Source organism: Streptomyces sp. NPDC056883 (genome assembly GCF_042788835.1).
In the GTDB taxonomy this organism is placed as follows: domain Bacteria; phylum Actinomycetota; class Actinomycetes; order Streptomycetales; family Streptomycetaceae; genus Streptomyces; species Streptomyces stoeckheimensis.
In genome coordinates this window covers 520,512-541,194 of sequence record NZ_JBHUBS010000002.1, presented here as the reverse complement: position 1 = coordinate 541,194, position 20,683 = coordinate 520,512, and the positions used below count along the sequence as shown (strand labels likewise).

16 protein-coding genes and 1 pseudogene are annotated in these 20,683 nt (G+C 70.8%); 8 read left to right on the top strand and 9 right to left on the bottom strand.

Annotation, left to right across the window (positions count from 1 at the left end):
* The 3 genes from ACFRU2_RS07785 to ACFRU2_RS07775 form a co-directional block, all read right to left on the bottom strand.
* On the bottom strand, positions 1-2,208 hold a 2,208-nt coding region (locus tag ACFRU2_RS07785; RefSeq protein ID WP_382968964.1), incomplete at its 3' end, for an ATP-binding protein.
* A 69-nt stretch (positions 2,209-2,277) separates the two neighbouring features.
* Complete coding sequence (locus ACFRU2_RS07780) at positions 2,278-3,687, bottom strand: cytochrome P450 (protein ID WP_382968961.1); 1,410 nt, start codon at positions 3,685-3,687, stop codon at positions 2,278-2,280.
* A gap of 14 nt (positions 3,688-3,701) precedes the next feature.
* Positions 3,702-4,637, bottom strand: a complete 936-nt coding sequence (locus ACFRU2_RS07775; protein ID WP_382968958.1) for a terpene synthase family protein — start codon at positions 4,635-4,637, stop codon at positions 3,702-3,704.
* Positions 4,638-5,177: 540 nt separating this feature from the next.
* Here ACFRU2_RS07775 and ACFRU2_RS07770 point away from each other — a divergent pair.
* On the top strand, positions 5,178-5,570 hold the full coding sequence (locus tag ACFRU2_RS07770) for a hypothetical protein (protein ID WP_382968955.1): 393 nt from the start codon (positions 5,178-5,180) through the stop codon (positions 5,568-5,570).
* Here ACFRU2_RS07770 and ACFRU2_RS07765 read toward each other — a convergent pair.
* Positions 5,567-8,464, bottom strand: a complete 2,898-nt coding sequence (locus ACFRU2_RS07765; RefSeq protein ID WP_382968952.1) for a BTAD domain-containing putative transcriptional regulator — start codon at positions 8,462-8,464, stop codon at positions 5,567-5,569. The two genes, ACFRU2_RS07770 and ACFRU2_RS07765, sit on opposite strands and share 4 nt — an antisense overlap.
* Positions 8,465-8,544: 80 nt before the next feature.
* On the opposite strand from ACFRU2_RS07765, the gene ACFRU2_RS07760 reads away from it, so the two are divergent.
* The 6 genes and pseudogenes from ACFRU2_RS07760 to ACFRU2_RS07735 all read left to right on the top strand — a co-directional run bounded on the left by ACFRU2_RS07760 (position 8,545) and on the right by ACFRU2_RS07735 (position 15,012).
* Entirely contained in the window at positions 8,545-10,191 is a 1,647-nt protein-coding gene (locus ACFRU2_RS07760) for a GNAT family N-acetyltransferase (RefSeq protein WP_382968949.1), read from the top strand.
* Positions 10,192-10,286: 95 nt separating this feature from the next.
* A complete protein-coding gene (locus ACFRU2_RS07755; protein ID WP_382968947.1) occupies positions 10,287-11,504 on the top strand; it encodes a glycosyltransferase in 1,218 nt (405 codons plus the stop codon).
* A 77-nt stretch (positions 11,505-11,581) separates the two neighbouring features.
* Positions 11,582-12,772: pseudogene (locus ACFRU2_RS07750) on the top strand (glycosyltransferase); the annotation flags it as partial.
* 18 nt (positions 12,773-12,790) lie between these two features.
* Entirely contained in the window at positions 12,791-13,528 is a 738-nt protein-coding gene (locus ACFRU2_RS07745; RefSeq protein ID WP_382969613.1) for an SAM-dependent methyltransferase, read from the top strand.
* Between the two features lie 99 nt (positions 13,529-13,627).
* Positions 13,628-14,497, top strand: a complete 870-nt coding sequence (locus ACFRU2_RS07740; protein ID WP_382968945.1) for an alpha/beta fold hydrolase — start codon at positions 13,628-13,630, stop codon at positions 14,495-14,497.
* A gap of 161 nt (positions 14,498-14,658) precedes the next feature.
* The gene (locus ACFRU2_RS07735) at positions 14,659-15,012 is read left to right on the top strand and encodes a hypothetical protein (protein ID WP_382968942.1); all 354 of its coding nucleotides are present in this window, start codon (positions 14,659-14,661) and stop codon (positions 15,010-15,012) included.
* A 67-nt stretch (positions 15,013-15,079) separates the two neighbouring features.
* On the opposite strand, the gene ACFRU2_RS07730 is transcribed toward ACFRU2_RS07735, so the two are convergent.
* On the bottom strand, positions 15,080-15,487 hold the full coding sequence (locus tag ACFRU2_RS07730; RefSeq protein WP_382968940.1) for a RidA family protein: 408 nt from the start codon (positions 15,485-15,487) through the stop codon (positions 15,080-15,082).
* Positions 15,488-15,633: 146 nt separating this feature from the next.
* Here ACFRU2_RS07730 and ACFRU2_RS07725 point away from each other — a divergent pair, with 146 nt between their 5' ends.
* Positions 15,634-16,014, top strand: coding sequence for a winged helix-turn-helix transcriptional regulator (locus tag ACFRU2_RS07725; RefSeq protein ID WP_382968938.1), 381 nt, complete (start codon positions 15,634-15,636; stop codon positions 16,012-16,014).
* A gap of 384 nt (positions 16,015-16,398) precedes the next feature.
* Here ACFRU2_RS07725 and ACFRU2_RS07720 read toward each other — a convergent pair whose 3' ends face one another.
* The 4 genes from ACFRU2_RS07720 to ACFRU2_RS07705 all read right to left on the bottom strand — a co-directional run bounded on the left by ACFRU2_RS07720 (position 16,399) and on the right by ACFRU2_RS07705 (position 20,677).
* On the bottom strand, positions 16,399-17,034 hold the full coding sequence (locus tag ACFRU2_RS07720; RefSeq protein ID WP_382968935.1) for a class I SAM-dependent methyltransferase: 636 nt from the start codon (positions 17,032-17,034) through the stop codon (positions 16,399-16,401).
* A gap of 130 nt (positions 17,035-17,164) precedes the next feature.
* Positions 17,165-18,277 (bottom strand): AI-2E family transporter, encoded by a 1,113-nt coding sequence (locus ACFRU2_RS07715; RefSeq protein WP_382968933.1) that lies wholly within the window; start codon positions 18,275-18,277, stop codon positions 17,165-17,167.
* A gap of 55 nt (positions 18,278-18,332) precedes the next feature.
* Positions 18,333-19,304, bottom strand: a complete 972-nt coding sequence (locus tag ACFRU2_RS07710) for a D-alanyl-D-alanine carboxypeptidase family protein (protein ID WP_382968931.1) — start codon at positions 19,302-19,304, stop codon at positions 18,333-18,335.
* Positions 19,305-19,426: 122 nt separating this feature from the next.
* A complete protein-coding gene (locus tag ACFRU2_RS07705) occupies positions 19,427-20,677 on the bottom strand; it encodes a sensor histidine kinase (RefSeq protein WP_382968928.1) in 1,251 nt (416 codons plus the stop codon).
* Between the last annotated feature and the right edge of the window lie 6 nt (positions 20,678-20,683).

The following is a 20,683-nucleotide window of genomic DNA, read 5'->3' as shown; positions in this document are numbered from 1 at the left end:
CACGGCCTGCGGATCGGGATAGACCACGGCCTGGGGGAAGCCGTCCGCCAGCTTGTAGGCCTTGGCGATGCGCTGGGCCTCGGCGGTGTTCCCCCGGGCGAGCAGGGTCTCGATGAGAGTACCGATCGCGTACCACTGCGCCGGGATCCCGGTGCCGACGCGGTCGGCGATCTGCAGGCCGTTGCGCACGAAGTCCTCGGCCTCGGCGAGCTGCCCGCGCCGGTAGCGGACGTAGCCGAGCAGGGTGTAGACGAACGACAGGTGCGCGCCGCGCCAGCCCTTCCCCTCGAACTCGATGATCGCGGTGTTGAAGAGGTCCTCGGCCCGGCCGGGCTGGTCGCAGTACATGAGGGTGACCGCGAGGACGGCGGGCACCTCGAAGCCGAAGTCCTGGTCGGTCCAGCTCATGCCCCCGTCCAGCGCCTGCTCCGCGTACTCCAGGGCGGTGGAGGCCGGCTCGCCGCGCATCGCCGCGTCCCAGGCCCGCAGGCCGAGGATGTGCCGCTCGGGCAGACCCCGGCCGGTGAGCCGCTTGGCGAACTGGGCGAGGAGCCGGGAGCGGGCGGGCGAGTTCTCCTCGTCGAACCGGACGGCGTTCCATTTGAACTGCTCGGCCTGCATGCGCAGCCGCGTACGGGAGCTCGTGGCACGCCGGGCCTCGTCCGCGAGGAGCCCTGCCGCCAGACCCAGCTGACCCGTGTGGCCGAGCGCCTGGGCGAGCCGGTACGTGATCGCCTCGCGCAGGGCCTGGTCGGTCTTGGGCTCCTCCAGCGCGGCCCTGAGCTGGTTGATCGTCGTCGCTGGATCGTGCAGGAGGTTGGCGGATCCCAGTTCGAACAGGACCTCGGCGCGGTCCTCCACCTCCGGGGGCTCGCGCAGGGCACGCGCCAGGTAGCGGCGCGCGGCATCGGGAGCGCCCGCGGAGAAGCTCTCGCGCGCGGCCTGGCGCAGCTGCTGTACGACCCACGGGTCGCCCTCGGGGTGCATCTCCAGCAGGTGGCGGGCGGCGGCCGCGGAACCCTGCCCGTCGTCGATCACGGCTTGGGCGGCCATCCCGTGCATGGCCACGCGTACACCGGGCGGGATCGAGCGGTACACGGCGGTGGCGATGAGCGGGTGGAAGAACTCCACGACTTCCTTGCGCCGTACGCCCGTGAGGACGGTCAGGATGCGTGCGGCCCGCAGCCGGTCGATGGCCTCGGCGGCCTGCGCCTCGCCGAGGGCGGCCACGCCACCGACGATGCCGAGGGGGACCGCGGTGCCGAGCACGGCGGCGGCCCACGCGAGCCGGACGGTGGACGTGCCGAGCTGTTCGAGCCGGTCGATCAGGCCGCTGCCCTTGACCGCGGAAGCCAGGTCGCGCAGTTGGGGGATGTTGCCCTGGTACGGCTTCAACCCCCGGTCGCGGCCCTTCATGACCAGCTCGACCACCTCGTAAGGGTTTCCGCCGGTGATCGCCCAGCATTCGCGGCAGAACACGTTGTCCGCGTTCTCACCGAGGGCGTCGCGCACTATGCGCGCGACGGCGCTCGTGGTCAGGGGAGCCAGCTCGTGCGGGCGCGCCCCCTGGCGTCCCATGAGGGCGCGCAGCGCGCCGGCGTCGGCGGGGATCTCGTCGGGCCGGCAGGCCACCATGATCAGCATGGCCAGTTCCTCGGCGCGCGCCGCGAAGGAGGTGAGCCAGCTCAGGGACTCCGCGTCCGCCCAGTGCGCGTCGTCGACGATCAGCACGACGGGGGCGTTGCGTACCGCCAGGTGCGTGACGACCCAGTCGAGTCCGTCGCGCACGCCCTGCGGGTCGGGCCCCGTCGGACCCTTCGGGGCCGCGGTCAGCCCGAGCGCGGGGGCGATGATGCCGTACCAGCTGCCGAGCGCGTCGCGCCGTTCGTCCTCGCTCATGGCGGCGAGGGCCGGCTGGATGAGCTGGCGCATCACGTGGAACGGAACCTGCCGCTCCTGCTCGCCGCCGCGCGCGAAGAGCACGGTGCAGGAGCGGTGAGCGGCGTGACGGCGGGCCTCGTTCAGCAGGGTGGTCTTGCCTATGCCGGCCAGTCCGGCGAAGGTCAGGACACCCCCGCTGCGATGGGCGGAGCCACTGCCGGAGATACCACAGAGCACGTCCACCGCGCGTTGGATCGCGAGGACTTCCGCCTCCCGCTCCAGCAGGGGCTGAGTGTTCCAACTGCTCGGTTCCGTGACCTGCGACATCCTTTGCCCCCTCCAGCACGTGCGGCAGAGTGTACGGGCCGGAACCGGAGTTGATGTTGTTTCAGCACACTATTGCGGTATCTCATCACCCGTACGAGAAGGGTGCTGTACCTTTCGCGCCACGGGAATCATCGGCAGTGCGCTGGGCTGCGGGATGCCTGCGGGAAGTTCGCGCACGGTGACGCCCGGGGCGGGCTTCAGGCGCCATCGCGAAGCGACGGTCGCCACCGCGGTCAGTATCTCCGCCACGGCGAAGGAATCGCCGATGCACTTGTGCTGGCCGGCGCCGAACGGGACGTAGCTGTGCGTACGGGACCGCTCCTTCGCCCCCTTCTGCCAGCGGTCCGGATCGAAGACGCCGGGGTCGGGGAAGAGCACGGGGTCCCGGTGCAACGCGTACGGGCTGTAGGCCAGTTCCGCGCCGGCCGGGATCGAGATTCCGCCGAGGGTGAGGGGGGCCAGGGCCCTGCGGGTGAAGAGCAGGGGGGAATGCAGGCGCAGGGCTTCCTGGAAGACGTCGTTCGTGTAGGTCAGCGCGGGTATGTCTTCGGGACGCACCGGCCGGGACCCCACCACCGAGTCGACTTCGGCGTGGACGCGCGCCTCCACCTCGGGGTGCCGGCCGATCTCGTGGAAGATCCAGGACAGGGTGGTCGCGGAGGTCTCGGTGCCGGCGAGCATGATGGCGATGACCTCGTCCCGCACCTGCTCGGCATCCATCGTCGAGCCCGTCTCGGAGTCCACGCCCGCCAGCAGCAAGGAGAGCAGGTCGTGGCGGTCGCCCCGCTCGGCCGGCTCTTCGGCGCGGGCGCGGTACTGCTCGATCACCTCGTCGATGACCCGGCGCAGCCGGGCGGCCGCGCCGTCGAACCGCCGGTTGTACGGAATGGGCAGCCGGTCCAGAGACTTGGGCATGACCGCCCGCACGAGCATGCCCTCCAGGACGATGGGCAGCGAGCGGTGCACCTCGTCGACGGCGGGCCGGCTCAGGTCCCCCGAGAAGATCATCTCGGCGACCGAGGACATCGCGTACCCGCGGGCCTCCGTGACCATGGAGATCTCACGGCCGTCCGTCCACGACGCGGACATCACCTCCGCCTGCCGGCACATCGCCTCGGCGTACTCGGCGATGTGGTTGCGGTGGAAGGCGGGTTGCATCATCCGGCGCTGCTTGCGGTGAAAGTCGCCGTCGGTGGTCACGATCCCGTTGCCGAACACCGGACGGAGCCTGTCGAAGATCCTCCCCCGGCCGAACTGCTGCGCCTGCTGGACCAGTACGGAGTGGACGTGCTCCGGGCTCGTCAGCACGTGGACGGGCCAGGTCCCGATGTCGAGCCGTACGATGTCGCCGTGCTCCCGGAGGGACTCCAGGAACGCGATCGGCCGGCGCCACAGTTGCAGCGCGTGGCCCAGGAGCGGTAACCGTCCTGGGGCGACCGGAGCATGGACCTCGGGACCGGAATGCGCTTCAGATGCCATGAGCTGACTTTCCGTCACGCCGCGGAGACAAGATCCGGGCGGGTGTACGCAGACTCCAGTCCGGCCGCGAACCGTTCGTCGCTGTACCGCGTGCATTCGTAACGCTGCCACAGATCGGCGCCGATCATCCAGTCCTCGTAACTGCGCACGCAGCGGGTGACCGCGTCGACCAGCGACGGTTCCGCCCCGGGGAGCGCCTTGACGGCCTGAATCAGACGCTTCTCTTCCGTCAGATACTGCTCGATGCGCTCCTGGATGCGCCCCTCGACCGCCTGGACGGCGTCGGGGAGGGAGCACCTCTCCCAGAAGGAGATGAGGGAGACGAGGTTGTTGGTGTCCCCGCAGGCGTGCTCCTTCGGCAGGGAGAACACGTCGTTGCCCCATGAGATGACGTCGAGCACGCTCGCGGCCAGAGCCTGGAACTCGGGCAGGTCGTGGACGTCCTGCGGGAGGTCGATCCCGAGCCCGGCCTCCACCATGGCCATCATCGGAAGGATCTGGGAGCTGTGCCGGCGCATGAGGACGTACTCCTGGACCCCCGGGCCGCGCGCGGCGGCGCGGTTGCCAGCCTCCTGGTCCAAGGAGTGGAGCATGAGGGGGACTTGGGTGCGGTACCGGGCCGCAGTCCCCTCGGACATGCCGGCCAGGATCCGGTCGCACAGGTCGACGAATCCCGTCACCAACGGGTTTCGGCCCGCTGCCGACCCCTCGATCCGCCCCGTTCGCAGATAGCCGGTGATCGCATCGGTGACGGGCCGCCAGGCCGCGACCTCTCCGGCTCTGATCAGGTGGTCGTGCTGGTCGTCCAGGACGAACGACCAGGCCATCCACTCGGCGAGCAGGAGGACCCGCTCATAGGGGACGTCACCGCTCACCCGGCCGGCCAGGTGGCCCACGCCGATCCCCGAGAACTGCTCGGCCGCGGCGGTCACCAGCTCGTGTTGCACCACCCACGAGGTCGCCTCGGCGTTCGCCCGGGCAGCCCCGGGATGCTTGGAGTTTCCGAACGGAAGGTGGAAATCGGGGACGGAAAAAGAACTGAGCTGGGCCATTGATCCCCCACGGAAGAATCGAATTCGTCAATACCCGCTCATTACACAACCACGCCGCACCCCCGCGACCCAAACGCACCTCTCCTGCCACATCGCCACGGCCACACCAGGTGACGGGCGGACCGAACCGGTCACGGACTGGCCTGATCCGGCCTACCTACGACGACATCAGGCCACCTGTGAACTCATTTACCCTCAAGATGCAGCACGCTGTCAACGTTGGGACGGTGAACGCGGGCAGTCCATCCCGGAATTGCCGAAATCGCATTCCTTTTGAATGTGCAAGTGGCATAGTCGATTACGTTCGGGGCGCACGGGGCCCGGGACGCCGCGGAGAAGGCGGCCGGGGCCTCCCGGGTGGCCGAAGAACGCCGTCGGAGCGCCGGCCTCTGCCTACACTGCGCAGGGCAGCGGCCGTTGGCGGGGAAGGGCGGAAGCATGACCGAGAATCATCCGCCGAACCCTGGAGAGCCCGGAACGCAAGTGGATCCCGGCGGGTCGGAAGGCGGCCGGGAGACCGACGTCCTCGGCTCCCATCTGGAGTTCTTACGGTCGCGGTTGGGCGGGGAGCAGTTCGAGGCACTCGTCCGAGCCGTCCAGACCACCTGCACGCTCCTGGCAGAGGAACAGCAGGTTCTCCTGGGAGGACCGCAAGAGAACGACCTCACTCCCGATCTCCGGGGCGAGTACCTGTCCCTCATGGCAGTGATGATCACTGGACACCTCGACCACCACCTGGTCGAGTTCAGGACCTTCGACGGCGGCAAGGGCTGGGCGGTCGTGGAGAACGCCCGTACCCGCACCCGACACCCGGGCGCCTCCGTCGGTTAGGGCTCGTTCGCGGGCGGCGGCAGCTCGGCGAGGAAGGTGCGGATCTCCTCGGCCTCGGGGACGGCGAGGGCGGTGTAGAGGTCGAGGGCCTGTCGGGCGTGGTCGTGAGCGAGGTCGATGCGGCCGAGGTCGCGGTGGACGTGCGCCAGGCCGCCATGGGCGCGGGCCAGCTCGGGGCGGTAGCTGAACTCACGGGCGACGGTCAGCGCGTTGTCGTGTTCGGCCGCGGCCTGCGCGAGGTCGCCCATGGACCGGGCGGCCTCCGCAAGGGCATTGAGCGACTCGGCCTCGTCTCCGGGGAAGTCGAACCTGCGGCTCAGGTCCAGCGCCTGGCTGTGCTGCTGCCGGGCCTCGCCGTGGCGGCCCTGCCGCTGGTACAGGAGCCCGATGTTGTTCAGCACGACGGTCTCGCCGATGCGGGATCCCGTCTCGCGGTACGCCAGCAGCGACTGCCGGTGGTGCTCGTGGGCGTCCTCGTACCGTCCTCGGCGTTCGTGGACGATGCCGAGGTCGGTCAGGCATCTGGCTTCGCCACCGCGGTCGCCGAGCTCACGGAAGAGCGCGAGGGACTGCACGCACTGGTCGTGGGCCAGGTCGTATTCCCGCCGCCGTGTGGAGACGGTGCCGAGGGCCGCCAGTGCGCCGGCCGCGAGGCCCTGGTCGCCGGTCCGGCGCGCGAGGTCCAAGGCGTTCCGGAAGTGCTCGGCCGCTTGCTCGTAGTCGCCGTGCCACCAGAAGTAGACCTGGCCGCGGTCGATGAGCGTACGGGCTTCGGCGGCTGCGTCGCCGCTGCGGCGGGCGGCTCCCAGTGCCAGGCCGTTGAGGACCAGCGCGTCGGCCTGGTGGGCGTGGCCCAGCAGGTAGCGGTGCAGGGTGGCGGCCAGTTGGCCGACGTGCGGGAGCCGGTCGTGCTCGGCCGCGTACTGGGCGGACGCCATGAGGTTCGCGCGTTCTCCGTCCAGCCAGGTGATCGCCTCGGTTTCGTCCCGCGGGGGCCAGGACGGGGTCTGCGGCGCGGGGATGCGCGGCCTGCGGTTCTTGCCCTCGGGGTAGAGGTGGTCGATGGCCGTGCACGCCGTGTGGAGATAGTGGTGGAACAGCCGGTCGAGGGCCTCGCGCTGGGCATCCGGGGTTTCCTGGGCGGCCGCGGTGGCGAGGGCGTGTTCGCGCAGCAGATCGTGGAAGGTGTAGCGGCCGAGCTGATGTTGGGTCAGAACGTGGGCGTCCAGGAGGTCTTCCAGGAGCGTCTCGGCCTCGTCCAGCGGGAGGTCGGCCAGCGCGGACGCCGCCTCGGGGCTGATGTCGCGGCCCGGCTGGAGCCCCAGGAGCCGGAACATCCGCTGCTGATCAGCAGTCAGCTGCTCGTAGGACAGGGTGAATGCCGCCGCCACTCCTCGCTCCGAGGTAGCCAGCTCGGAGAGCCTGCGGCGCTGGTCACGGAGCCGGTCGGCCAGGTGGGCGACGGTCCAGCGCGGGCGATGGTGCAGGCGGGCGGCGGCGATGCGGACGGCCAGCGGCAGGAATCCGCACAGCTGCAGGACATCGAGGACGGCCAGGGGTTCGTCCGCCGCCCGTTGGCCGACGATCGCCGTGAACAGCTCCAGGGCTTCCGCGGCGGGCAGCACGTCCAGGGACAGGGCGTGGGCCCCGTCCAGGTCGGTCAGCCGTCGGCGACTGGTGATCAGGATGAGCGCGCGGGAGGATCCGGGCAGCAACTGGCGCACCTGGTCGGCGCCGAGGGCGTTGTCCAGTACGGCCAGCACGCGTCGGCCCGAGAGTTCGGACCGCCACAGCGCGGCGCGGTCGGCGACCGATGCGGGTATCCGCTGGGTGGGTACGCCGAGTTGTCCCAGGAGCATCTCGAGCGCCGCACCGGCGTCGAGCGGTGCCTGACCGGCGGTGTGCGCCTGCAGGTCGACGAAGAGCTGTCCGTCCGGGAAGTGGTCCGCGAGGCGGTGCCCCGCGTGGACCGCGAGCGTCGTCTTGCCGACCCCGGCCATCCCGTCGATCGCCGAAATGGTCACGACGCCACCGTTGTTGCCCGACCACAGGCGGATCAGGCCGTCCATCTCGTCCTCGCGTCCGGTGAAGTCCGGGACGTCGTAGGGCAGGAAGTTGATCCCCTGCGGCTTCGCCGGCGCGGTCACCGGCGGCCGTAGATCGGGGGCGTCCCGCAGGATGTCCTGTTCGAGCTTGCCGAACGCGTGGCCGGGGTCCAGTCCCTGCTGATCGGCCAGGGTCGCCCGGAAGGTCCTCGCCACGTCCAACGCGTCGGTCTGGCGTCCGGCGCGGTGCAGAGCCAGCATCAGCTGGCAGCAGAGCCGCTCCCGCAAGGGGTTGGCCGCCACGTGGACGGACAGTTCGTCGATGAGGTCGTCGTGCCGCCCCCGGGCCAGGTCCAGCTCGGCCAGGCGCTCGACGGCGGTCAGCAGTTGCCCGTTCAGGCGCACTCTGGCGCTCTGGACGTAATGGGCGGTGATGTCGGCCAGCGGCTCTCCCCGCCACAGCGCCAGCGCGGCACGTATCTGGTCCGCGGCCTGGCCGGGGTCGTCGGAGAGGGACGCTGCTCTGGCGGTCATGCCGGTGAACTCGTCCAGATCGAGTTGCCCCGCCCCGGGGGTGATCACGTACCCGGCCGGTCGCGTGGCCAGCATCCCGTCGGCTTCCGAACCGCGGAGCATCCGCCGGATCGCGGCGATCGTGGTCTGGATCTGCGCCCGGGCGGAGTCCGGCGGCAACGGCCCCCACATGGCGTCGATCAGGCGGTCCGTACTGATCGCGACCCCGGCGTGCAGCAGCAGATAGGCGAGTACCGCACGATGGCGGGGTGCCAGGCCGGGTGCATCCGAACCGGGACCCACGGCCTCGACCGGACCGAGGATCGTGAACCGCATTCCGTTACCCCCGGGGTCACCAGCACGTGCATCGAAGAAGCATCGCGAATGTATCAAGATCGACCTGCATGGTTACCGGCATGTCACTCCACACCGTCGAACCGGAGATCGCGACCGGTGACACCGCAGCTCTGTTCACCGCCACGCACCAAGCCCTGGGGGTCATCCCCAACCTGGCCAGGGTGATGGCCAACAGTCCGGCCGTACTGAAGGGGTACTTGGGCGTCGTCACCACCCTGAGCACGGAGGGAACCCTGCCGGCGCAGATGCGCGAGAGTATCGCGTTGCTGGTGGCGCAGGAGAACGGTTGCGACTACTGCCTTTCCGTGCACGCGTTCCGCGGAACCAGGACGGCCGGGCTGAGTGCGGCCGAGGCCACCGGCGCACGCCGGGGCAAGGCCGACGACCCCTGGGCCGCCGCCGTCCTGGAGCTGGCGGCCTCGGCGGTCCGTGACCGGGGAACCGTTGCCGACGAGCAGTTGACGGCGGCCCGGAGCGCCGGCCTGTCCGACGGGCAGATCGTCGAGGTCATCGCCCATGTCGCACTCAACGTGTTCACCAACTACCTCGCGACGGCTGCCCGCATCGAAGTCGACTGGCCGCTCGTGCGCCACACCGACTGGACGAACACCCCAAGTGCGCCAAGCGCCACGAGCGTTCGAAGCGCTGCACGCAACCGACGTACCACCGACTCGACCACGAAGGCCGTCACCTTGCCCACATCAGTACACGTCAAGCCGCTCCAGCACGTCTCGGCCGCCGAAGCCATCGCGTGGCATCAGGTCGTCCAGGCCTCGACGGCCCACGACCTGCCGGGAGTACCGGCACCCGACCTCGGACAGATCCAGGCCCAGCTCACCCGGCCCGCTCTGGGCAGCCGCCGGCTGATGTGGCTGGCCACCCGTACGGACGGGGTCCCCGTCGGAGTCGCCGCCCTGCGGGTGTTCACCTCCCCGGGCCAGGAGCACCTGGCCGAGGTGGACCTCCACGTCGACCCCGCACACCGCCGCCTGGGAACCGGCTCCCTCCTGCTGTCAGCGGCCGTCGCGGCCTGCCGCGCCGAGAACCGGCGCAGCCTGATCGCCACGGCCCCGGCCGATGGTCCGGGCGAAGCCTTCAGCGGACGACGGGGCTTCCGCCGGGCACTGGCCTTGAGTCACCTCCTGCTGCGCCTCGACGACACGGACGGGGCCGCCCTGCTCCGGATCGCCGAAGCCGAGCACGCCGGGTACCGGCTGACCGGCTGGACCGGAACGGTTCCCGACGGCCTCGCCGACTCCTTCGCCGCCGCCAAGAACGCGATGAACGACGCGCCCGTCGGTGACCTGGACTACGGGAGCGTGGCGTGGGACGCGGATCGCGTTCGCGCCATGGCCGCGGTGGTCGCCGACCGCGGGAACACGCTGCTCACCGTCGCCGCCGTGCACGACAGCGGCGCCATGGCCGGCTACACCGAGATCGTGATCCCCCACGGAGCGCCGCCGCGGGTCCAGCAGTACGACACGGCGGTCGTGCCGGAACACCGCGGCCACGGACTCGGGTTGTGGGTCAAGGCCGCCATGGCGAGCCGGCTGCGCGCCGAGCACCCCGGCGTCGTCGAGATCGAGACGGACAACGCCGACGACAACGTCCACATGCTGGCGGTCAACCACCGCTTGGGGTTCCGCTCCTACCGGCGCACGTGCGAGCTCCAGCTCGACCTCGACCTCGACCTCGACCTCGACTAGAGGACACAGTTGATCATTCCCGCCGCCTTCGCCGTCTTGAGTGCAGGGTGAAGGCAGCACGATTCGCCGGACCACGGAAGCAGGAGATTCAGGAAATGCGTGTGCTGTTGTCGACCTATGGGTCACGCGGAGACGTCGAACCGCTGGTGGGACTCGCGGTGCGGTTGCGGGAACTCGGCGCTGAGGTGCGGGTATGCGCGCCACCGGACGAGGACTTCGCGGAGCGGCTGGCCGGGATAGGCGTGTCCGTGGCGGGCGTCGGCCGGTCGGCACGCGCGCTGACGACCGCGGCACCGCCTCCGTCGAAGGCCAACCTTCCCCAGCGTGCAGCGGAATTGATTGCCAGTCAGCTCGAGGTGATCCCCTCGGCGGCAGAGGGCTGCGACCTGCTGGTGGCGACGGGCGCGATGCCGGCCATCGCCGGGGCGCGGTCGGTGGCCGAGAAGCTGGGCATCGGCTACGTGTCCGTGATCTTCCAGCAGTTGACGCTGCCCTCGCCTCGGCGCCCGCCGCTGGCGTACCCGGGGCGGCCGTTCCCACCGGAGGTGACTGACAACCGTGCCCTGTGGGAGCTGGACGCCCAGAGCATCGATGCCCTGTTCGGCGAGGCGCTCAACACCAGCCGGGCGGCGATCGGCCTGCCCCCGGTGGCCAACGTCCGCGACTACGCCTTCGGCGACCGGCCCTGGCTGGCGACGGACCCTGTGCTTGATCCGTGGCTGGAGACGCCGGACCTCGACGTCGTACAGACCGGAGCGTGGGTGCTGCCCGACGAGCGGCCGCTCCCGGCGGAGTTGGCGGCCTTCCTCGAGGCCGGCGCGCCGCCCGTGTACGTGGGCTTCGGCAGCATGGCCGTGCGCGGAGGCGAGGAGGCCGCCCGGGTGGCCATCGAGGCGGTCCGCGCGCAGGGCCGCCGGGTCATCGTCGGGCGCGGCTGGGCGGACATGGGTCTCATCGACGACCGCGACGACTGCTTCGCCGTCGGCGAGGTCAACCACCAGCAGCTGTTCGGACGCGTGGCTGCCGTCGTGCACCACGGCGGCGCGGGTACGACGACGACGGCCGCTCGGGCCGGCGCTCCGCAGGTGGTCGTGCCCCAGCTGGCGGACCAGCCGTACTGGGCCGGCCGGGTGGCCGAACTGGGCATCGGCGTGTCCCACGACGGCCCTGTTCCGACCGACGAGTCCCTGTCGGCCGCGCTCAGGACGGCCCTGGCCCCGGACACCGTCGGCCGGGCCGAGGCCGTGGCCGACACGGTCCGCACCGACGGGGCGACGCTGGCGGCGCAACTGCTCCTCGACACCGTCGGTTGAGGCGCGCCCCCGGAACACCGAGTTCTGCCGCACTACGGCCGGCCGAGACCGGCATCCACAGAAATGGGAATGACGACATGCGAGTGCTGTTGATGGCATACGGATCCCGCGGCGACATCGCCCCGCTGGCCGGACTGGCCGCTGAGCTGCGGAGTCTGGGCGCGGAGGTCCGCGTGTGCGCACCGCCGGACGAGGAGTTCGCGGAGCTGCTGGCCGGTGTCGGCGCCGAAGTGGTGCCCTTCGGGCGGGACGTGCGCGCGCTGCGGACGGGAGCGCCGCCGTCGGACGCGGCCGCGTTCGCGGCCGAGCTGGTCGCCGCGCACTTCGAGACGGTCGGCAAGGCGGCCGAGGGCTGCGACGTGCTCGTGGCGAGCGGTCTCATGCCGGCCGGCGCCCGCTCGGTGGCCGAGAAGCTGGGCATCCGCTACGTGTACGCCGGCTTCCACCCGTTCGAGATGCCCTCCGAGCACTACCGGCCGTCGCCGCGGCCGGGACCGCCGGCTCCGCCCGGCATGACCGACAACCAGGCCCTGTGGGACCTGGACGTCCGGAAGGTCAACGCCCTCTATCTCGAGCCCCTCAACGCCCACCGCGAGGCGATCGGCCTCGCTCCGGTGGACAACGTCCGCGACCACGTGTTCACCGAACGGCCGTGGCTGGCGGTGGACCCGGTCCTGGGCCCCTGGCAGCAGCTGACGAACCTCGACGTCATACAGACCGGAGCGTGGATCCTGCCCGACGAACGCCCCCTGCCCGCCGATCTGGAGGCGTTCCTGGACGCCGGCACCCCGCCGGTGTACGTCGGCTTCGGCAGCATGCCCATGGGAACGGCCTCCGATATCGCCCGGACAACCGTCGAAGCGGCCCGCGCGCAGGGCCGGCGCGTCCTCGTCTCCCGCGGCTGGGCCGACCTGGGCCTCGTGGACGACGCGGACGACTGCTTCGCCGTCGGCGACGTCAACCACCAGTCCCTGTTCCGTCGGGTCGCGGCGGTCGTGCACCACGGCGGCGCGGGCACCACGACCACCGCCGCCCGGGCCGGTGCACCCCAGGTGGTGGTACCCCAGTTCGTGGACCAGCCGCACTGGGCCGCCCGTGTGGCCGAGCTGGGCATCGGCACGGCGCACGGCGGCCCCATCCCGACCTTCGAGTCCCTTTCGGCCGCACTCGGGACCGCCCTGGCCCCGGAGACCGCAGCACGGGCGAAGGCCGTCGCCGCCACGGTCCGCACCGACGGTACGGCGGTGGCCGCCAAGCTGATCCTCGATAAGGAGCACACCGATTCGATGAGCCGCGAACAGATCTCCGCGATCGCCCACGCCGACCACCCGATCAAGTCTCCGCTCGCCGACGAGTCGGTCGGCCGGCTGCTCGAACGCGGCCTCCCGCGAGGCGACGAGCGCGTGCTCGACCTCGGATGCGGCACGGCGGAGTGGCTCCTGCGCGCCCTGGCGACACGCCCGCACCTGCACGCCGAGGGCGTCGACGTCTCCGAAGTCTCCCTGACGCGTGCCCGCCAGGCCGCAAGCGAACTCGGAGTCGCGGACCGGCTGGTCCTCCACCGGCAGGAGGCCGCGGACTTCGCCTCTCCCCAGCCGTACGACCTGGTGATCAGTGTCGGCGCCACGCATGCCTTCGGCGGTCTCCTCCCCACCCTCGCAGCGGCCCGCAAGCACCTGGCTCCCGGCGGCCGCGTTCTGATCGGTGAGTCGTACTGGGACCGCGCGCCTTCACCCGAGGCCGTCGAGATGTTCGGTGACCTCGCCGACCTGGCGACCACGGTGGACAGCGTCGTCGCCGACGGATGGACCCCCGTCCACGGCCACGTCAGTACCCGCAGCGAGCTGGACTCCTACGAGTGGGCCTGCTGGGGCTCGCTGGCCGCGTGGGCCCTGGACCACCCTGCCGATCCGGCCGCCGCGCAGGTACTGGAGACGGCCACCGCCGCGCGTTCGGATTGGCTGCACGGGTACCGGGACAGCTTCGGCTTCCTCTGCTTGGTCCTGCGCCGAACAGCGGTCTGACCTCATGGGACTGCCGCCGATCCATTCCTCGATCCCGGATCCCCAGGACCGGCCCCTTGGCCGCCGCCGAAGCGCGGCGGCCGGAAAGTGACGACACAGATGCAACCGACCTTCGTACTCGTACACGGAGCCTTCGCGAACTCCTTCTCCTTCGCACCCCTCCAGGCCGAACTCGGCCTCCTCGGACACCGTTCGGTCGCCGTCGACCTGCCCGGCCACGGGTTCCAGGCCACCTTCACCCGCGCCTACCAGTCACCGCAGGATCCCGAAGGGCTCGCCACCGCACCCGGCTCGATCAAAGGCGTCACGCTCGCCGACAACGTCGCGCACCTCATCGGGATCCTCGAACGGGCCAAGCGGAACGGCCCCGTCATCCTCGTCGCCCACAGCCGGGGTGGCATCACGGTCACGGCCGCGGCCAACGCACGACCCGATCTGATGGACCGCATCGTCTACGTCTCGGCCTGGTGCCCGGTCCGGCTCGACGTCAGCGACTACTACGCCGAGCCGGAGATGGCCACGGTCGACCCCGCCGCCTTCGCTTCGGCGCTGGCGGGAAACCCCGCCAACCTCGGTCTGCTCCGCGTCAACTTCCGCACCGCGAACCCGGACGCGCTCGTGGCGTTCAAGGCGGCCTTCCTCGCGGACGGCACCGACGAGCAATTCCACACCGTCCTGAACACCTTCCAGCCGGACGAGAACCTCGACGTCGGCGGCCCCGCCGACCGGGCGCAGGCCGCGACCTGGGGCCGCATCCCCAAGACCTACATCCGCCTGGCCGACGACACGAGCCTGCCTCCTGCCCTTCAGGACCGGCTGATCCGCGAGGGCAACGAGCTGACGCCCGACAACCCGTACGACGTCCGCACACTCCCGGGCAGCCACCTGCAGTGGCTGGTCGCCCCCGCGCCGGCGGCCCGCGTTCTGGGCGAACTCGCCACGCTCCCGGCCTCGTCGGCTCACGCTTGATCGAAATGGCCTGTGCGAACTGCCGTGACCTGTCGGGGACTTCACCGGCCGTGGCGAGGAACAGGTCTGGCTGACCGAGCTGGTGGACGCCTGATCTCCCCGGGCATCGGTGTGGTGGGGCTCATCACCGGCTCCGCCTGAGGGACAAGCGCGTCCTGGTCGTGCTCGACAATGCCGCCTCGGAGGAGCAGGTGCGCCCGCTGCTGCCGGGAGGGGGCGCGAGCAGGGCACTGATCACTACACGGCGGTTGCCGGCGGGCCTGGAGGGGGTTCGCGAGCTCGCCCTGGGGCCCCTGCCGTTGCCGGAGTCCACGGAACTGCTGACCGGGATGCTGGGCGAGCGTTCCACATGGGACAAGGAATCGACGCTCGCCGGGCTCGGGGATGGCGCCGAGCGTCGCCGCACACAGTCGGCCGTTGGCGCTGCTCCGCAGGCGGCCCAGGTCTTCGAATCCATCGGTGACACCGCGGCCGGCAGCCGCTGCCCGGCCATGGCGGCGGCCGCTGCCGTCTGACGCGGACGGAGCACGGATCACCCGGCCGGCCGAGCTCACGAGCCGAGCCACGGCGCCAAGCACGTGCTCAGTCGAGGACGGCGGTGGCTTCGACCTCCACCAGGTGCTCGGGTACGTCCAGTGCCGCGACGCCCAGCAACGAGGCCGGCGGGACCGGTGCGGCGCCCAGCTTCCGGGCCGCCCGGCTGATCCCCTCCATCAGCAGGGGCATTTTGTCGGGGGTCCAGTCGACGACGTAGACGGTCAGCTTCGCCACGTCGTCGAAGGAGGCCCCGACCTCGGCCAGGGCCGTGCTTACGTTGAGGTAGCACTGCTCGACCTGCGCGGCGAGGTCGTCTTCACCCACCGTGACGCCGTCGGCGCGCCAGGCGACCTGCCCCGCGATGAAGACGATCTTCGACCCGGTCCCAATCGACACCTGCCGGTAGGCGTCGATCTCCGGTAGTCCCTTGGGGTTCACGAGGGTGATGGCCATGATGTCTGCCTCCATGTACAGGGGCACCGGCGGGGAACTCAATGCCATCGAGTCACGACGCCCACGCTCTCTTGTGGTTACTCAGAAACCGTAGGAGAGTGACCTCTCGCATGGAAGAACGCACTTTCCAGTGACTGGGGAACCCGATGGTGACCAAGCAGGCCACGGGCTCGCCCGACGACGCGGACCTTCGGCGGGCGGACTCGTTGGGGCGGGAGATCTTCTCGGACGTCGCCAACAAGTGGGCGCTCCTGATCATCGAAGCCCTAGGAGAGCAGACCCTGCGCTTCAGCACGCTTCGCGACGAGGTCGAGGGCATCAGCCACAAGATGCTGACCCAGAACCTGCGGATGCTGGAGCGGTACGGACTGCTCGAGCGCACCGTGCACCCCGTCGTGCCGCCGCGGGTCGAGTACACCCTCACCGAGCCGGGCCAAGCCCTGCGGGCCACGATCGACGGACTCTGCGAGTGGACGCACCGGTACTTCGGTCACATCGAGGCCTCACGCCGCCGCTTCGACGCCTGATAGAAAGGAAGCGCTCGCGCGCGAACGCCTCAGGCCGCCGCAACGAGCCCAGCAGGTCCCAGCCGTGGGGTTCGCCGAGCGCCCGGGCCGGACGTTCCGGCTGCTGACCATGGCCGACGAGACCGCGGGCGTCGTCTGCTACGACCACGACCCGGCCGAAGCCGGCGCGGGGACCGATACCTGACCCTTGCGGTCGAGCAGGGCTGGAGGCTGGGACCTGACGTACGCAGGGTATGGCTGCACACCTCATCGGCCGACCATCCGAACGCCCTGCCCAACTACCACCGCCGCGGATTCCGCACCTTCAAGACCGAGGAAGCATCGCCAGGACCGGCGTAAGCAGGCAGGCCAGGAGCCCCCATACCGGCTCGCCGTCACGTGCGCTCAGGTCCGGGGGGCGGGCTTGCGGGCGGCGAGGCGTTCGACGACACCGAGCTTGAACCGGTCGTGCTGCTCGACCTCCAGGCCCACCCCCTGGACGCCCCGGAGTGGCCGGCGCAGGAGGTGCTCCCCGCCGAGCGGAACGGTGAGGAGTTCGACGAGCCACTGGATCGCGCGAAGCGGCCAGGCGGAGCTGGGGACGTGATCCAGCAGGAGGAGCCTGCCGCCGGGCTTGAGCACACGGCTCATCTCCGCGATCGCACGCTGCTCGTCGGGGATCGCGCACAGGGCCAGCGTGCACACCACGCTGTCGAAGGACGCGTCCGGGAACGGCAGGGCTTGAGCGTCGCCTTCCCTCAGGTCGGCGATCAGGCCCAAGCCGTCGGCACGACGACGGGCGAGGGCCAGCATCTGCGGACTCCACTCGATGCCGGTCAGCTGGACGCCGGGAGGGTAGAGGGGAAGGTTCAGGCCGGTACCGATGGCGACCTCCAGCACCTCGCCGGTGGCCTGGGAACAGACCCAGGCGCGACTCTCGCCGAACAGGGTGCGGTCGAAGAACCGCATCTGCCGGTCATAGGAGCGGGCGTGCTCGTCCCAGTAGCGGCGCAGACGCTCGTCGTTCCTCGGCACGGACACAGCGCCATCCTCCCCGCTACCGGGCTCCCCCGCACCTCGCGGTGGCGTCGGCGCACTTGCGGCGCGGCCGCCGCTGCCGACGGGCCGGCCGGGTTGCTGCCGGACGCCGAGGCGGCAGCGACCCGGGGCGCTACGAGGGAGTGGCCGCGGTGGTCGAGCGGTCGGTCTCCGTACCGGGCGAGGGCTCGACGAGCTGCTCGCGCAGATAGCTCCAGACCACCGCGATCAGTGCCGCCGCCGGCACTGCCAGCAGGCTGCCGACCACTCCGGCCAGGCTGGCACCCAGCGTCACCGCCAGCAGGATCACCGCGGCGTGAAGCCCGAGACCGCGGCTTTGGATCATCGGCTGGAACACGTTGCCTTCCAACTGCTGGACCACGACGATGATCGCCAGCACGATCAGCGCGTCCGTCAGCCCGTTCGAGACCAGCGCGATGAGCACCGCGACGAGGCCGGCGAACAAGGCACCCACGATCGGCACGAACGCGGACACGAAGGTCAGCACCGCCAGCGGCAACACCAGCGGAACACCGACGATCCACAGCCCCAGCCCGATGAAGACGGCATCGAGCAAGCCGACGAACGCCTGGGAGCGTACGAACGAACCGAGGGTCTCCCAGCCGCGCGCGGCGACGACGGGAACGTCGGTGGCGAGCCGGCCGGGAAGCTGCCGGGCGAGCCACGGCAGGAACCGCGGGCCGTCCTTGAGGAAGAAGAACATGAGGAAGAGCGCCAAGACGGCGGTGACCAGGCCGCTGAAGACGGTGCTCACCCCCGTGACGACGGTGGAGACCGCACTGCCGACGCTGTTCTGGACCCGCTCGACTGCTGCGTCGAACGCCCCTGCGATCTGAGCGTCACCGATGTTCAGCGGCGGCCCCGCAGCCCACTCGCGCAGCTGCTGGACACCCTTGACCACGCCGTCGCCCAACTGGCCGGATTGCGATGCCACCGGCACTGCGATCAGCGCCACGACTCCCGTTGCGGCCACGAGGAACAGCACGGTCACCGATGACGCGGCCAGGGCGGGGCGCCATCCGTGCCGCCGGAGGAAGGCGGCGAGGGGCCACGTCAGAGTGGTGAGGAACAGGGCGACTATCAGCGGCCAGACCACCGACCACATCCGGCCCAGGATCCACAACGCCACCGCAGCCGCCACAAGGACCAGCAGCAACTCGGCAGAGACCCGCGCAGATGTCCGCAACGCGGACGCGGTCTTATCGGAACTCAGCGTGTCAGACATAGGGCCAGCCTATGGGTCGCTCCACCCAGTCCTGCTGCGGCTGCGTCAGGTCAGGTCAGGTCTGCGGAGTCTGTGCGGCGAGGGCCTGTGGGAGGGCGGCGCGGATGGCGGTGATCAGGGTGCGGCTGGAGTCGAAGGCGGCGGCCATGCCGGCGGTGGGGTTGGTGTCGGCCCGCTGGTGGAGGACGACTCCGAGGATGAGGCGGGGGACGCCCGCCACCTCCTGGGTGGCGGCCCACATGAGGTTGCCGCCGGCCGGGGTGGAGGAGCCGGTCTTCAACCCGATGACCCCGTCCTGCCCGAGGAGCTTGTTGCTGTTGTGTATCTGCACGCCGACGCCGGGGGCCGTAACGGCGGGCGTGGCCACGATCTGACGGAAGGCCTCGTTCTTCATGACGGCGCGGGCCAGCTTCAGCTGATCGGCCGCTGTGCTCTTCGTGCTGGACTCGATACCGGAGGCCCCGGTGTAGGTGGTGCGGTCCATGCCGAGTGCCGCGGCGGCCTTGTTCATCTTCTGGGCGAACTCTTCCTGGCCGCCCGCGTCCCAGCGGGCCAGGAGCCTGGCGACGTTGTTGCCGGAGGGCAGCATCAAGAGTTCCAGCAGCTGGCGCTGGGTGTATTCGCGCCCCGCGACGACGGGGGCGGTCGACTCGACCGAGGAGTAGGACTCGTCGGCCGCCTGCTGGTCGGCGATCACCTTTGCGCCGGGTGCGTCGCCGGGCATCGGGTGGCCGGCGAGGATCACGTAGGCGGTCATGACCTTGGTGACGCTGGCGATCGGTACCGGCGTCTGCTCGCCCTTGGTGCCGAGGCTGCCGATCCCCTCGACCTCCGCGCTCGCCTGGCCTTCCGTCGGCCACGGCAGGTCCATCGACATGGCCAGGGAAGTCACGAGGGCAGCCCTCGGGCTGGAGTGCTCGTCGCCTCCGAAGGCGTACCAGGTGCCCGCACCGGTCACCAGGACGGCGGCGGACAGCGAGAGGGCGAGCGACCTGCGCAAGCCGGAGCGGCGGCGGGTGGCGGACATGGGGGGCACCTCCAGAAAGGAACGAGTGCGGTTCCCGCACCCGAATTCACCTTCGAGGAGACGTGCTTCCGGACCGGTGCGACCCTGCTTCCGCCGCCATGAGGTCCTGTTGCGGTCCTGTTTCAGTCCGGTCCGGGAGCCAGGTCGAGGGTGGCGACCGCGCCCCCGTCCGGGGCGTTCGCGAACGTCAACCGGGCCCCGAGGACGCCGGCTTGCCCGAGCGCGATGGTGAGCCCGAGACCGTGCCCGCGGCCCCGCTCGGCCGATCCCGTACGGAAACGCTGCGGGCCCTCGTCGAGCAGCGCGGCGGGAAACCCCGAACCGTGGTCCCTTACGACCATCCGTGCGCCCGTGACGGTGACCTCGACGGGGGCCGCTCCGTGGCGGTGCGCGTTGGTCACGAGGTTGACCACGATCCGTTCCACCCTGCGCGGGTCGGTCTCGACTACGTGGGCGGCCCCGACCGTGACGACGGTCGGCGTCTGCGTACGGCGGACGACATCGGCGACCAGCTCGCCCAGCGGCACCACGTCGGTCCGGGCCTGTTCGGCCCCGGCGTCGAGCCGGGAGATCTCCAGGAGGTCCTCGACCAGCCCGTTCAGGGCCCGGGCCCGGTCCCGTACGAGTCCGGCCACCTCGTCGTCCTCCGGAAGGAGCCCGGCGGCGGTGGAGAGGCCCATCAGCGGGGTGCGCAGTTCGTGCGCGACGTCCGCCGTGAAACGCCGCTCGCCCTCCAGTTTCAACTGCAGGGCCGCGGCCATCTCGTCCATGGCGGCCGACATCTCGGTGATCTCGTCCCGGGCCCGGCCGCCGGGGCCGATCCGGGCGTCGAGGTCGCCGGCGGCGATGGCCCGGGCGGTACGGGAGCCACGGCGCAGCCTGCGGTTCATCGGCTCGGTGGCCAGGGCGGCGAGCGGCACGACGACCAGGAGGGCGGCGAGCACGGCCTTGACGATGCTGCGGTCCAGGAGCTGGAGGCCGCGCACCTCGGCGCTCATGTCCGTCCGGGCGACCAGCACCCGATCACCCTCAACGGGCATGGCCGCCCACAGCCAGTACCAGTTGGGGGGTTTGCGGTCGTACCAGATCGCGTACAGGCCGTTGTTGTCCTTGGCGGCCAGCGCCCTCGCGAGCGGCTCGGCGAGTTGCCCCGGTGTCAGGACCTCGACCTCGAGCGGCGCCGTGCCCGTGCGGGTGTACTCGCGTTCCGCGGCGGCCATCCGGGCTGCGATGCGGTCGTTGCCGGTGCGCTCGCCGCGTTCGGCCATCGCCTGGTGGACGAGTACGCCGATCACCGCGGCCACCGCGCAGCAGGCGGCCGCGGTCAGCGCGGCGATCTTCCAGCGCAGGGCGCGCGGGTTGAGGAATGCCATGTGCCG

What these genes read in the sequence shown, in the direction of transcription:
- ACFRU2_RS07780 (WP_382968961.1), bottom strand. Translation starts at nt 3,687, where the DNA reads ATGGCATCTGAAGCGCATTCCGGTCCCGAGGTCCATGCTCCGGTCGCC.
- ACFRU2_RS07770 (WP_382968955.1), top strand. Translation starts at nt 5,178, where the DNA reads ATGACCGAGAATCATCCGCCGAACCCTGGAGAGCCCGGAACGCAAGTG.
- ACFRU2_RS07765 (WP_382968952.1), bottom strand. Translation starts at nt 8,464, where the DNA reads ATGCGGTTCACGATCCTCGGTCCGGTCGAGGCCGTGGGTCCCGGTTCG.
- ACFRU2_RS07760 (WP_382968949.1), top strand. Translation starts at nt 8,545, where the DNA reads ATGTCACTCCACACCGTCGAACCGGAGATCGCGACCGGTGACACCGCA.
- ACFRU2_RS07755 (WP_382968947.1), top strand. Translation starts at nt 10,287, where the DNA reads ATGCGTGTGCTGTTGTCGACCTATGGGTCACGCGGAGACGTCGAACCG.
- ACFRU2_RS07745 (WP_382969613.1), top strand. Translation starts at nt 12,791, where the DNA reads ATGAGCCGCGAACAGATCTCCGCGATCGCCCACGCCGACCACCCGATC.
- ACFRU2_RS07740 (WP_382968945.1), top strand. Translation starts at nt 13,628, where the DNA reads ATGCAACCGACCTTCGTACTCGTACACGGAGCCTTCGCGAACTCCTTC.
- ACFRU2_RS07730 (WP_382968940.1), bottom strand. Translation starts at nt 15,487, where the DNA reads ATGGCCATCACCCTCGTGAACCCCAAGGGACTACCGGAGATCGACGCC.
- ACFRU2_RS07725 (WP_382968938.1), top strand. Translation starts at nt 15,634, where the DNA reads ATGGTGACCAAGCAGGCCACGGGCTCGCCCGACGACGCGGACCTTCGG.
- ACFRU2_RS07715 (WP_382968933.1), bottom strand. Translation starts at nt 18,277, where the DNA reads ATGTCTGACACGCTGAGTTCCGATAAGACCGCGTCCGCGTTGCGGACA.
- ACFRU2_RS07710 (WP_382968931.1), bottom strand. Translation starts at nt 19,304, where the DNA reads ATGTCCGCCACCCGCCGCCGCTCCGGCTTGCGCAGGTCGCTCGCCCTC.
- ACFRU2_RS07705 (WP_382968928.1), bottom strand. Translation starts at nt 20,677, where the DNA reads ATGGCATTCCTCAACCCGCGCGCCCTGCGCTGGAAGATCGCCGCGCTG.